Origin of the sequence: Citrobacter sp. Cb041, assembly GCF_030336655.1 — a bacterium.
In the GTDB taxonomy this organism is placed as follows: Bacteria; Pseudomonadota; Gammaproteobacteria; order Enterobacterales; family Enterobacteriaceae; genus Citrobacter; species Citrobacter braakii.
Window position 1 is genome coordinate 756,355 of the sequence record NZ_JAOWDD010000028.1, and the last position, 13,314, is coordinate 769,668.

The window sequence follows — 13,314 nt, forward strand, 5'->3', positions numbered from 1 at the left end:
CCTTATCAGGGCAACATTTTGCCGATGTAATAAACCACTAAGCCGAGGGCGACAAAATCTGTCTCCGGGAAGCTAGTACCGGACAAACCCACCGACTCCATGATGGGATAGATGAGTGCCGGGCCAATACCAATTAATATGCCAGTGACAAAGCTACCGGCGATGGCCCCTTTCCAGCCTCCTGACGCATTACCGAAGACGGCGGCGGTAGCACCAATGAAGAAGTAGGGGATGGCGACGGGGATAATGACCGTTTGCCCAATTAATGCGAGGACCCCCATAACCACCAATCCACCCACAAAGGAAGAGATGAAACCTAAAACGGTGGCGGTTGGGGCATACGGAAAGACGACTGGGCAATCCAGTGCGGGTTTGGCGTTCGGGATAAATTTTTCAGAGATGCCCAGAAATGCCGGGACTATTTCTGACAACAGCAAGCGAACGCCGGTGATGATGATATAAAGCGATGCGGTAAACGTGAGTGACTGGAATAGCGGATAAACCAGCCAATGCATTCCACCGGCGGCGGCTGTTACCGCTTCTTTGCCTGCGGCAAGCGCCGCGATGTAATAGAAAATACTGACAGAGATGGACACGGAGACGATGTAATCTTTAAAAATCCCCAACCATCCGGGAAGATTTAGCTTTTCTGTTGACTGCTTAGGATCGCCCACTTTCGAACCGATCCATCCCGATAGCGCGTAGGCCAGAGTAACGTAATGCCCCATCGCGATTTCATCATTACCGGTAATCTTACGCATCCACGGCTGAGCGATAGCTGGATAGACACAGGCCGCAAGCCCCAGCAGTATGGAGCCGACGATAATTGTTGTTACATCGCTGTAGCCAAGCGCCTTAAGCGTAACGGTTAAGAGGGCAGACAGATACAGATTATGTTGACCCGTCAGGAAGATGTATTTGAACGGCGTTACGCGGGCAAAAAACAAGTTCCAGCCGAAACCAACGACCATGATGAGTGAAACGCACATGGCAAACTTGGTTTGTGCCAGCCCAGTTAACGCTTCGGCTAACGGCATCACACCTTTCAGACCGAATCCATCGCTGAATAAGGTCTGAAAATTACCTAAGGATGTCACCGCAATCCCTGCTCCGCCGGCAAATACCAGAAATCCGACGATGGTTTTAAAGGTACCTGAAAGCACTTTTTCGATGGGTTTACGCTGGATAAGCAAACCAATTAGAGCAATAAAGCCAACTAAAAGTGGGGTTACACCCAAAATGTCGAATACAATGAACTTTAGGAGATCCATATTTCCCCCGGAGAGGTTAGTTGTTTTGAACAACGCTGGTGAGCGCAGATTCCATTTCTTCGCTGTTCATCAGATCGGTGATACCGATTGCTCTGAACCCGGCGGCTTCTACCTCATCGGTCAGGTCGCTCATGGTGATCACGAAGTCGATGTTTTGCCAGGTTCGTAGCCCTGACAGGACATCGTGTTCAAGATCGATATCCCAGCCATGTTTATCGATGACTTTTTGGGCTTTGATTTTCAGCATTAGCGAACTGCCCATACCGGTACGACAGACGATCAGACCTTTCATTAGACGTTCTCCTGTTTGTAAAAATAATTATTTTTAATTATCATTGGTGCGATAAAAATTATTATCGCAAAGCCAGGCAAAGTATGTGACAGCATTTGCATTTTGTGCAAAAAGGCGAAAAATGAGTCAGATAGATACTAATTTATTGATTAACATAAGAAATGGGGCTTCAGAGCTGAGTCCGATCCTGGAAAAGGTAGGGCGTTTTATCACTGAAAATCCTGATTTTGTGATGCGGCATACGATAACCGAGCTGGCCGATTCTATTGATACCAGTGAGGGGAGTATCACTCGTTTTTGCCGTGCCTTTGGTTTTAAGGGGTTTTCTGATTTCAGAACGGCTCTTGCACTGGAACAAGGAGCTGCACGGCCGAATGATGGAGGAAGTGAGGAGACGGCGGCGGTACTGGCAAGCGTTTGTGACAGCAATGCCATCATCGACAGCAAAGAATTGCAGGCGGTTGCGACCTGGTTAAATCAGCTCAGTAATATTGCAATTTATGCGGTAGGTACGGCGGTGCCGGTGGCGTTATTCCTGCAAATCAATCTGGTGCAGATGGGGAAAATAGCCAGTTATATCGACCGATTTTATCCGGCGGCTATCTCTCCGTTGGCGGACAGCCAAAAAACAGGGATTATTGTTATTCATACAGAACAAATCTCTACCGATATGATGCAGTCGCTGACGCTAGCGAAGGAACAAGGCATAAAAATTCTCTCGTTAACTCGCGGATCGTTTGCTCCATTAAATCGGCTTTCTGACTGGAATTTACAGGCGGCGGTTGCGTTACAGGGGGAAGGTGAGTCTGGTTTTGCTGAAATTGCTGGTGCGATGATGGTGGCGGATCGCATACTCAGTGCTCTGGAAGAGCAGGATGAGCGTTACGTGCAGTGTCGTAAAGCACACCAGAAACGTATTTTCTCTATTGAAAGCGTGACCAATAAACTTTCAGAATATTTTATGTCGTAGGCATCGAACGTTGGCGTCGCGCTACTCAAGCAGAGCGCTGCGACGCCGTGGTCGTCATTAGTACATCACTTTATGACCATACTGCTCAAGAATGCCTTTCACGCGCTCCATGGTCTCTTTCTTCGGTGGCTTAACACCGTCAAGTTTGTACTCTTCACCCATTGCCACCCATTTGTGTTTGCCCAGCTCATGGTATGGCAGCAGTTCGATTTTCTCTACGTTGCCCATATCGCGGGTAAACTCGCCCAGGCGGTGCGCGGAGTCGTCATCGTCAGACCAGCCAGGCACAACGACGTAGCGGATCCACACCTTGATGTCTTTATTGGACAGGTAACGTGCGAACTCAAGCGTACGATGGTTAGATACGCCCACCAGATTCTGATGGATTTCATCATTCATCTGTTTGAGATCGAGCATCACCAGGTCAGTGACTTCCAGCAATTCATCGATCACCGGATCGTAGCGGCGAACAAAACCGTTGGTATCCAGACAGGTATGAATACCTTCTTTTTTACAGGCACGAAACCAGTCGCGTACAAATTCAGCTTGCAGGATAGCTTCGCCACCGGACGCTGTCACACCGCCACCGGAGGCGTTCATAAAGTGGCGGTAGGTCACGACCTCTTTCATTAACTCGTCGACGGTGACTTCTTTGCCGCCGTGCGTATCCCATGTGTCACGGTTATGACAATACAGGCAGCGCATCAGGCAGCCCTGGAAGAAGGTAATAAAACGGATGCCCGGGCCATCAACAGTGCCACAGGATTCAAAGGAGTGAATGCGACCAATAACTGACATTGCGGTGTTTCTCCAGGTGTGGCCCATCCGGGGCCAGTGTTAGTGCACAGTTATTAACTGTGTCGAGTCTGTTTTGGCTGCTATCCATAAGTATAGATAGCTGACAAAGCAGGCTATTAAAAAGGCCCCACTTACGTGGAGCCTTTATTGTACGCTTTTTAAAGTACGATTTCAGTCAAAACCAATTACATGGTCTGAGTGAAGGTACGAGTAATAACGTCCTGCTGCTGTTCTTTAGTCAGGGAGTTAAAACGTACTGCGTAGCCAGAAACACGGATGGTCAGCTGCGGATATTTTTCCGGATGTTCCATCGCATCCAGCAGCATTTCACGGTTCATGACGTTCACGTTCAGGTGCTGACCACCTTCGATGGACGCTTCGTGGTGGAAGTAACCATCCATCAGACCAGCCAGGTTGGTCTTACGAACTTCGTCGTCTTTACCCAGTGCGTTCGGAACGATAGAGAAGGTGTAAGAGATACCATCTTTAGCGTAAGCAAACGGCAGTTTAGCAACGGAGGTCAGAGAGGCAACAGCACCTTTCTGGTCACGACCGTGCATTGGGTTAGCACCTGGTCCGAACGGCGCGCCAGCACGACGACCATCTGGGGTGTTACCGGTTTTCTTACCATAAACCACGTTAGAGGTGATGGTCAGAACAGACTGAGTCGGGATAGCGTTACGATAAGTAGTCAGTTTCTGAATTTTCTTCATGAAACGTTCTACCAGGTCAACCGCCATGTCATCAACGCGAGAGTCGTTGTTACCAAACTGCGGGTATTCGCCTTCGATTTCGAAGTCGACAGCCAGACCGTCTTCGTCACGAATCGGTTTAACTTTCGCATATTTGATTGCAGACAGGGAGTCAGCAGCAACGGACAGACCAGCGATACCACACGCCATGGTGCGGATAACGTCACGGTCGTGCAGCGCCATCAGAGAGGCTTCGTAGCTGTACTTGTCGTGCATGTAGTGGATAACGTTCAGAGCAGTGACGTACTGTTTAGCCAGCCAGTCCATGAAGTGATCCATGCGCTCCATAACTTCGTCGAAGTTCAGAACGTCGCCTTTGATCGGTTCAGATTTAGGACCAACCTGCATTTTCAGTTTTTCATCAACGCCGCCGTTGATTGCATACAGCATGGTTTTCGCCAGGTTTGCACGCGCACCGAAGAACTGCATTTGTTTACCAACAACCATCGGGCTTACGCAGCAAGCGATAGCGTAGTCGTCGTTGTTGAAGTCCGGACGCATCAGGTCATCGTTCTCGTACTGCAGAGAAGAGGTGTCGATGGACACTTTAGCGGCGAATTTCTTGAAGTTCAGAGGCAGTTTTTCAGACCACAGAACGGTGATGTTCGGCTCCGGAGAAGGACCCATGGTGTACAGGGTATTCAGGAAGCGGAAGCTGTTTTTGGTAACCAGAGTACGGCCATCAACGCCCATACCACCGATAGATTCAGTTGCCCAAATCGGGTCACCGGAGAACAGTTCATCATATTCAGGGGTACGCAGGAAACGAACCATACGCAGTTTCATGACCAGGTGGTCAATCATTTCCTGAGCGTCTTGCTCGGTGATTTTGCCTGCTTTGATATCACGTTCGATGTAGGCATCCAGGAAGGTGGATACACGACCGAAGGACATTGCTGCGCCGTTCTGAGATTTAACCGCGGCCAGGTAGCCGAAGTAAGTCCACTGGATAGCTTCCTGAGCGTTGGTTGCCGGACCAGAGATATCGCAGCCATATTTAGCAGCCATTTCTTTGATCTGACCCAGTGCGCGGTGCTGTTCAGCAATTTCTTCACGCAGACGGATAGTGGCTTCCAGGTTTACGCCGTTTTCCAGATCGGACTGCAGAGAGACGAACTGAGCGTATTTGTCTTTCATCAGGTAGTCGATACCGTACAGCGCAACGCGACGGTAGTCACCGATGATACGGCCACGGCCATAGGCATCTGGCAGACCAGTCAGAACACCGGATTTACGGCAGTTCAGAATGTCTTTGGTGTAAACATCGAATACGCCCTGGTTGTGGGTTTTGCGGTATTCGGTGAAGATTTTTTTCAGCATCGGGTCCAGTTCGCGATTGTACGCTTTGCAGGAACCTTCAACCATTTTGATGCCGCCAAACGGAATGATCGCACGTTTCAGCGGCGCTTCAGTCTGCAGACCAACAATTTTCTCGAGCGCTTTGTTGATGTAGCCAGCGTCGTGAGAAGTGATGGTAGAAGCAACGGAGGTGTCAAAGTCAACAGGCGCGTGAGTGCGGTTTTCCTGTTTAACGCCTTCCATCACGCTGTCCCACAGTGCAGTGGTCGCATCAGTTGCGCCAGCCAGGAAGGACTCGTCACCCTCATACGGAGTGTAGTTTTTCTGAATGAAGTCACGGACGTTTACTTCATTCTGCCAATCACCTTTGGTAAAACCTTCCCAGGCTGTGGCTAACTTTTCATTAAGCTCGGACATGTAACACCTACCTTCTTAAGTGGATTTTTTATTTACTGCGTGTAATGGGCATCATCAGATTAATGATGATCGTTACCACGCAGATAAATGACCCAGTATGTCAACCCGACCAACAAACCGCCGCCGATAATGTTGCCGATCGTAACCGGAATCAGGTTATCGGTGATGAAATTCATCACGGTCAGGTGAGAAAAATTCTCCGGAGAAGACCCAACAGCGGTCCAGAATTCCGGGGTGGCGAAATCGCGAATTACAATACCCATAGGGATCATAAACATGTTTGCGATACTGTGCTCAAAACCGCTGGCAACAAACATTGCGACCGGTAATACCATGATAAACGCTTTGTCCATCAGGCTGCGACCCGAATAGCTCATCCATACTGCCAGACACACCATCAGGTTCGCCAGGATGCCAAGACTTACCGCCTCAACAAAAGTATGGTGCACTTTGTGGTCGGCTGTTTGCAGGACGTTGAGACCCCACGCGCCGTTAGCGGTCATATACTCGCCAGAAAGCCACATGAGTAACACGAAGATCAGGGCGCCAATCAGGTTGCCGACATAAACGTTAAGCCAGTTTTTCGCCAATTGGCCCCAGGTGATGCGGCCACTGGCTTTCGCTACGACAATCAGTACGGTTGAGGTGAAGAGGTCTGCACCGCAGACAACGCAGAGAATCAGCCCCAGGGAAAAGCAGATACCACCTACTAGCTTCGCCATGCCGAAAGGCATTGTGCCGGTACCGGTTGTGGCGGTGATATAGAAAACAAAGGCAATTGAAATGAATACACCGGCAGTAATTGCCAGATAGAACGTCTTAAGCGGATGTTTCGTTGCTTTATAGACGCCTGCTTCTTCGGCAACTTTGGCCATTGCAGCAGGAAGAATAAGATCAAAAGGGTTGTCAGCTTTCACACTAACTCTCTCTTTATTAAGTCGGCGACGAGATACTAACAAAGCATTATAGATGAGAATTTGATATAGATCATATCTCGCCTGGCTTATAGGCCCGTAAGGCGCATGGTTTTTATGCGATTACGGTGTAACTTGTTGATTATCCAAATAAAAATAAATTTTAAAAATTATAAAGTGAGTTGAATTTTTTCTTTCTGTCTCCTCTGGGGCGGTTAATTAAAATGGAGTAATTGAGATAAAAAACCACATTAATAAGCTAATTTTCTTAATATCAACTACTAATATTTAACCTTGTTTTTACATTTATTTTTTGATTTGACCAAAATAAAAAACAGGGCGCATTAAGCGCCCCGTAATATAGCCCAGACAATACCTTTAGCCTACTCAGCGCAGGCTGATTGTCACTATTTTGACCAATGTGCTGCTTTCGCGCGCTGCAGTTTTTCGTAGGCTTTCAGCAGAGACTGATGCGCCGGGAAAGCCTGCAGATCGCTATCAACAGTTTGAAGCCCGTAGAACGGCGCTTCGCCACTTAATGCTGCACTTGCGGCTTCAACCGCCTCGGCACCGTACATGCGAACAAACGCGTTCAGATATTGTAGCGGCTGACGATCTTCTTCCTGAGATAGCAACAGCAGCGTTTGCAGACAGCGGTAGTAGTTGGCACGTTCAGCGCTAAAGACAGAGGCGTTGAATTCCATCGTCCATTCTGTCCAGACCAGCGCCTGCTCCAGGTCGCCGCCGGCCAGCGCCAGCATCACTTTAAGCTCGCCAATGCGCAGGGTGTACCAACCGTTATCCGCACCGGTTGCCAGACCGAGCAGCTCGCGTACGCGGGTGAAGTCGTCAAAGCCTTCTTCATCCAGTTGTTCGATCAGATTGAGATAGTCTTCTTTATCCCATTCACTGCCCGGAAGAGAGAGGATAGTGTCACGCAGATGGGCGCCCATGGCGTTGTTGGCTAACCACAGATCTTCAGCCGGATAGATGTCAGACATTCCCGGAACAATAATGCGGCACGCGTAAACGCTCAGGTGCTCGTAGTCGGCGATATACACTTCTTTATCTTCAGCATTGAAGATGGCCATCAGGGTGGCGAACTCTTCTTCCGTGGTGCCGGAGAAATTCCAGTCAACGAACGGATAGTCAGCATCCTGCTTGAACAGATCCCAGGAGATCAGGCCGCTGGAGTCGATGAAGTGGGTTTCAAGGTTAGTGTGTTCAGCCACTTCTTCGTCGTCAAAGGTTGGTGGGGTGAAGACATCAAGATCTTTCAGACCACGGCCCTGCAGCAGTTCAGTGACGGTACGCTCCAGCGCAACGCCGAAATCCGGGTGCGCACCGAAGGAGGCAAAGCAGGTACCATTGGCCGGGTTGAACAGGACAACGCAAATCACCGGATACTTGCCGCCCAGCGAGCCATCGTAGGCGAAAATTGGGAAACCTTCCGCTTCCAGTTTGGCGATGGACTCCACCACTGCCGGATAGCGCGCCATGACTTCGGCCGGGATTTCCGGCAGGCTGATGCTTTCCGCAATAATACGGTTCTTCACATGACGCTCAAAGACTTCAGACAGGCCCTGAACGCGCGCTTCGTTTCGGGTGTTACCCGCAGACATGCCGTTAGAAACGTACAGGTTGCCAATAATGTTCATCGGAATATAGACGGTCTGGTTATCCGACTGACGGGTAAACGGTAGGCCGCAGACCCCACGTTCTTCATTACCGGATTGCAGATCGATAAGCATGCTGCCAGTCAGTTCGTTGTCTGGATCGTAAAACGCACGCAGACGAGCATCCAGTAGACCTTCTGGTACGTCGTCTTCTTCAGTCAACGGGAACCATTTTTCGTTCGGATAATGCACGAATGGACCGTTGGCGATGGTTTCACCCAGCCAGAAATCCGCAAAGAAATAGTTAGTCGACAGACGCTCAAAATATTCGCCCAGCGCGGAAGCCAGCGCCGCTTTTTTCGTCGCGCCTTTACCGTTGGTGAAGCACAGCGCGCATTCTTTGTCGCGAATATGTACAGACCAGACGTTAGGGACGGGATTCAACCACGAGGCTTCTTCAATTTGAAAACCAAGGTCGAGCAATTTTTGCTGGAAGCGAGCGATGGAGTCTTCCAGAGCGGCATCTTTGCCGGGGATAAATGTTTGCGTCATGAAAATCACTTTTGTCGTACGGAAAGCGCGCAATGATACGGGTTTTAAATGAATGGCGCTATCGTCGCCGGAGTTCAGACGTAAATAAAAGTATTAGCTATGCTTTCCTACAGCCAACCACGTTTAGAGCATAATAATGAAAGCTTTCGATTTACACCGAATGGTACTGGATAAGGTGCCCATGGATTTTCTGGGAGAAGTTGCTCTGCGCAGCCTCTATACCTTTATATTGGTTTTTCTGTTTTTAAAAATCACCGGACGTCGCGGCGTACGCCAGATGTCGCTTTTTGAAGTGCTGATTATCCTTACGCTGGGATCCGCGGCGGGAGACGTGGCATTTTATGATGATGTCCCGATGCTGCCGGTGCTGGTGGTCTTTATTACGCTTGCCGTGCTGTATCGGCTGGTTATGTGGCTGATGGCGCATAGCGAGAAAATGGAGGATTTGCTGGAGGGCAAGCCCGTTGTGATCATTGAGGACGGCGAGCTGGCATGGTCGAAGCTCAATAGCGCCAATATGACGGAATTCGAATTCTTTATGGAATTGCGTTTGAACGGCGTGGAGCAATTGGGACAGGTGAGACTGGCCATCCTGGAGACTAATGGGCAAATCAGCGTCTATTTCTTTGCCGATGAAGACGTAAAGCCGGGGCTCAGTATTTTGCCTAAACGCTGTACACAGCGATTTAAAGTGATACCTGAAGCTGGGGACTATGCCTGTATACGGTGTAGTGAAGTGGTGCAAATGAACGCCGGAGATCATCAATTATGTCCACGCTGTGCAAATCCAGAATGGTCGAAGGCCAGTCGGGCAAAACGGGTCACCTGACAGCGAAAATCTCGGTTTTTACCCGTCAATCCGATAGATTCTGTTGTGTGACCAATGACACATTTTTACCCTGGCCAGTTTTACCCATTGCGGCGCGTGTCACTGAATGATAAAACCGATATCCACAGGAATAACTTATACCAATGTCTGTCACCGGATTATCGCCAATGACAGGATGTTGATTGGACAACAACACAACGTGGTGAGGGGAAATGGCTCAGGTCTTCAATTTTAGTTCAGGTCCGGCAATGTTACCGGCAGAAGTACTTAAACTGGCTCAACAGGATCTTCGCGACTGGAACGGTCTTGGCACGTCGGTGATGGAAATTAGCCACCGTGGCAAAGAATTCATCCAGGTCGCAGAGGAAGCGGAGCAGGATTTTCGCGATCTTCTCAGCATCCCCTCCAACTATAAAGTGTTGTTCTGCCATGGCGGTGGGCGCGGGCAGTTTGCGGGTATCCCGTTAAATATTCTGGGTGACAAAACCACGGCGGATTACGTTGATGCCGGTTATTGGGCCGCCAGCGCAATTAAAGAAGCGAAAAAATACTGTACGCCAAACGTTATCGACGCCAAAGTCACCGTTGACGGACTGCGTGCTGTTAAGCCAATGAGCGAATGGCAGCTTTCTGACAACGCGGCGTATTTGCACTATTGCCCGAATGAAACCATTGATGGCATTGCGATCGATGAAACGCCGAATTTTGCCAGCAATGTGGTGGTTACGGCGGATCTGTCCTCTACCATTCTTTCCGCACCGCTTGACGTGAGCCGTTATGGCGTAATTTATGCCGGGGCGCAGAAAAACATCGGCCCGGCCGGGCTGACCATTGTCATCGTACGTGAAGATTTGCTGGGTAAGGCTCATGTGTCATGCCCGTCAATCCTCGACTATACCGTGCTGAATGACAACGACTCCATGTTCAACACGCCGCCAACCTTTGCCTGGTATCTGTCTGGCCTGGTCTTTAAATGGCTGAAAGAGCAGGGCGGTGTTAACGCGATGGATAAAATTAACCAGCAAAAAGCGGAACTGCTGTACGGCGTAATCGATAACAGCGATTTCTACCGTAACGACGTGGCAAAATCGAACCGTTCACGCATGAACGTACCGTTCCAGCTTGCTGACAGCGCCCTGGATAAACTCTTCCTGGAAGAGTCTTTCGCTGCGGGTCTGCACGCGTTGAAAGGGCACCGTGTGGTCGGCGGTATGCGCGCGTCCATCTACAATGCAATGCCGCTAGAAGGTGTAAAAGCGCTGACCGATTTCATGGTCGATTTCGAGCGCCGCCGCGGTTAATCTGCTGTATTTTCATCCCCACAGCCAGTCTGTGGGGTTTTTATGTCTGTTTTTGAGAGTCGAGTTTCATGGAATCCCTGACGTTACAACCCATTGCGCGGGTGGATGGCACCATCAATCTGCCTGGATCCAAAAGTGTTTCTAACCGCGCTTTGCTGCTGGCTGCATTAGCAAATGGCACCACTGTCCTGACCAACCTGCTGGACAGCGATGATGTCCGCCATATGCTTAATGCTCTGAATGCGTTAGGAATTAGCTATACCCTTTCTGCCGACCGTACGCGTTGCGAGATTATCGGCAATGGCGGCGCGCTGCATGCCGAAGGCGCAGTGGAACTGTTCCTTGGCAATGCCGGAACCGCAATGCGCCCGCTGGCCGCTGCGCTGTGTCTGGGCAGCAATGACATCGTCTTGACGGGCGAGCCGCGCATGAAAGAGCGTCCGATTGGCCATCTGGTTGATGCGTTACGCCAGGGCGGAGCCAACATTGAATACCTGGAGCAGGAAAACTGTCCGCCTTTACGTCTGCGCGGTGGCTTTACCGGAGGACAGGTTGAGGTAGACGGCAGCGTATCCAGCCAGTTCCTGACTGCGCTGCTGATGACTGCGCCACTGGCGCCGCAGGATACGACGATCGCCATTAAAGGCGAGTTGGTATCTAAACCTTACATTGATATCACACTGAACCTGATGAAAACGTTTGGTGTTGAAATTGAGAATCAGAACTACCAGCGCTTTGTTGTGCAGGGTCAGCAGCAGTATCAGTCACCGGGTGCATATCTGGTTGAAGGCGATGCTTCTTCCGCTTCCTATTTTCTCGCAGCGGGAGCCATTAAAGGCGGTACGGTAAAAGTCACCGGGATTGGCCGCAACAGTATGCAGGGTGATATCCGCTTCGCTGATGTGCTGGAAAAAATGGGCGCGACCATTACCTGGGGCGATGACTTTATTGCCTGTACTCACGGTGAGTTGAACGCGGTAGACATGGATATGAACCATATTCCCGATGCGGCGATGACCATCGCCACGGCAGCGCTGTTCGCTAAAGGCACCACGACTTTACGTAACATCTACAACTGGCGTGTCAAAGAGACCGACCGCCTGTTCGCGATGGCGACCGAGTTGCGTAAAGTGGGCGCGATCGTTGAAGAGGGCGAAGACTATATTCGCGTTACACCACCGGCGACGTTACAGTTTGCGGAGATCGCGACCTACAACGATCACCGCATGGCGATGTGTTTCTCGCTGGTGGCGTTGTCTGACACGCCGGTGACCATTCTGGACCCTAAATGTACCGCCAAAACCTTCCCGGATTATTTCGAACAGTTGGCGCGTATTAGTACACCTGCCTGATCCTCACATCTGACGATCGCGCTCCGCATATTCGTGAGCGCATCGCTGCAGATAAAAAGTAAATCAGTGTCATCTTCCGGGCTGGTTTCTCGCCAGCCCGCTATAATTGCGCAATTCTTCCTCACATCGTTACAGACTAATCGGGTTTTTACACTCTGTGTTAACGATTATTAGCGTTGGCGCGTATAATGCGCGGCGTTCACGTTAACGTATGCCCGTTTAAGGAGAAAAAGATGACGGCAATTGCCCCGGTTATTACCATTGATGGCCCAAGTGGTGCAGGAAAAGGCACCTTGTGCAAGGCAATGGCGGAAGCATTGCAATGGCATCTGTTAGATTCAGGCGCGATCTACCGCGTACTGGCGCTCGCAGCGTTGCATCACCATGTTGATGTCACATCTGAAGATGCTCTGGTACCGCTTGCCTCACACCTGGATGTGCGTTTTATCTCAACGGACGGCAACCTGGAAGTCATTCTGGAAGGTGAAGATGTCAGCGGCGAAATCCGCACTCAGGAAGTAGCGAATGCCGCATCTCAGGTCGCTGCGTTTCCTCGCGTACGCGAAGCGCTGTTACGCCGCCAACGCGCGTTTCGTGAAGCGCCCGGCCTGATTGCCGACGGACGAGACATGGGGACCGTGGTGTTCCCGGATGCACCAGTGAAAATTTTCCTGGACGCCTCCTCGCAAGAACGTGCGCATAGACGTATGCTACAGTTGCAGGAAAAGGGCTTTAGTGTTAACTTTGAACGCCTTTTGGCCGAGATCGAAGAACGCGATTTCCGCGATCGTAACCGTGCTGTAGCGCCGCTGGTTCCCGCTGCTGATGCTTTAGTTTTGGATTCAACCCGATTAAGCATTGAGCAAGTGATTGAAAAAGCGTTACAATACGCGCGCCAAAAACTGGCACTCGCTTAAGTGCGACCGAATTTGCAGTACCCCCGTTGCAATG

The 13,314-nt window shown here is 50.2% G+C and carries 11 protein-coding genes; 5 read left to right on the top strand and 6 right to left on the bottom strand.

Annotation, left to right across the window (positions count from 1 at the left end; all coding sequences use genetic code 11):
- Positions 1-5 precede the first annotated feature (5 nt).
- Both ulaA and OGV52_RS06115 read right to left on the bottom strand, forming a co-directional pair.
- A complete protein-coding gene (gene ulaA / locus OGV52_RS06110; RefSeq protein ID WP_104651581.1) occupies positions 6-1,271 on the bottom strand; it encodes a PTS ascorbate transporter subunit IIC in 1,266 nt (421 codons plus the stop codon).
- 16 nt (positions 1,272-1,287) lie between these two features.
- A complete protein-coding gene (locus OGV52_RS06115) occupies positions 1,288-1,563 on the bottom strand; it encodes a PTS sugar transporter subunit IIB (protein WP_016152439.1) in 276 nt (91 codons plus the stop codon).
- A gap of 121 nt (positions 1,564-1,684) precedes the next feature.
- Here OGV52_RS06115 and OGV52_RS06120 point away from each other — a divergent pair, with 121 nt between their 5' ends.
- On the top strand, positions 1,685-2,533 hold the full coding sequence (locus OGV52_RS06120; RefSeq protein ID WP_047359385.1) for a MurR/RpiR family transcriptional regulator: 849 nt from the start codon (positions 1,685-1,687) through the stop codon (positions 2,531-2,533).
- A gap of 57 nt (positions 2,534-2,590) precedes the next feature.
- Here OGV52_RS06120 and pflA read toward each other — a convergent pair whose 3' ends face one another.
- From pflA to ycaO, 4 genes are all read right to left on the bottom strand, one after another.
- Positions 2,591-3,331, bottom strand: a complete 741-nt coding sequence (pflA, locus tag OGV52_RS06125; protein WP_003035751.1) for a pyruvate formate lyase 1-activating protein — start codon at positions 3,329-3,331, stop codon at positions 2,591-2,593.
- Between the two features lie 185 nt (positions 3,332-3,516).
- Positions 3,517-5,799, bottom strand: a complete 2,283-nt coding sequence (gene pflB / locus OGV52_RS06130; protein WP_016152441.1) for a formate C-acetyltransferase — start codon at positions 5,797-5,799, stop codon at positions 3,517-3,519.
- A gap of 59 nt (positions 5,800-5,858) precedes the next feature.
- Positions 5,859-6,716 (bottom strand): formate transporter FocA, encoded by an 858-nt coding sequence (focA, locus tag OGV52_RS06135; protein ID WP_003831909.1) that lies wholly within the window; start codon positions 6,714-6,716, stop codon positions 5,859-5,861.
- 404 nt (positions 6,717-7,120) lie between these two features.
- Positions 7,121-8,881 (bottom strand): 30S ribosomal protein S12 methylthiotransferase accessory factor YcaO, encoded by a 1,761-nt coding sequence (ycaO, locus tag OGV52_RS06140; RefSeq protein WP_047414124.1) that lies wholly within the window; start codon positions 8,879-8,881, stop codon positions 7,121-7,123.
- Positions 8,882-9,017: 136 nt separating this feature from the next.
- Between ycaO and OGV52_RS06145 the strand changes: the two genes are divergently transcribed.
- From OGV52_RS06145 to cmk, 4 genes are all read left to right on the top strand, one after another.
- Positions 9,018-9,710 (top strand): DUF421 domain-containing protein, encoded by a 693-nt coding sequence (locus OGV52_RS06145; RefSeq protein WP_016156114.1) that lies wholly within the window; start codon positions 9,018-9,020, stop codon positions 9,708-9,710.
- Between the two features lie 212 nt (positions 9,711-9,922).
- On the top strand, positions 9,923-11,011 hold the full coding sequence (gene serC / locus OGV52_RS06150) for a 3-phosphoserine/phosphohydroxythreonine transaminase (protein ID WP_016152445.1): 1,089 nt from the start codon (positions 9,923-9,925) through the stop codon (positions 11,009-11,011).
- Positions 11,012-11,079: 68 nt separating this feature from the next.
- Positions 11,080-12,363, top strand: coding sequence for a 3-phosphoshikimate 1-carboxyvinyltransferase (aroA, locus tag OGV52_RS06155; protein WP_287108234.1), 1,284 nt, complete (start codon positions 11,080-11,082; stop codon positions 12,361-12,363).
- 233 nt (positions 12,364-12,596) lie between these two features.
- Positions 12,597-13,280 (top strand): (d)CMP kinase, encoded by a 684-nt coding sequence (cmk, locus tag OGV52_RS06160; protein WP_016152447.1) that lies wholly within the window; start codon positions 12,597-12,599, stop codon positions 13,278-13,280.
- The last annotated feature ends 34 nt before the right edge of the window (positions 13,281-13,314 follow it).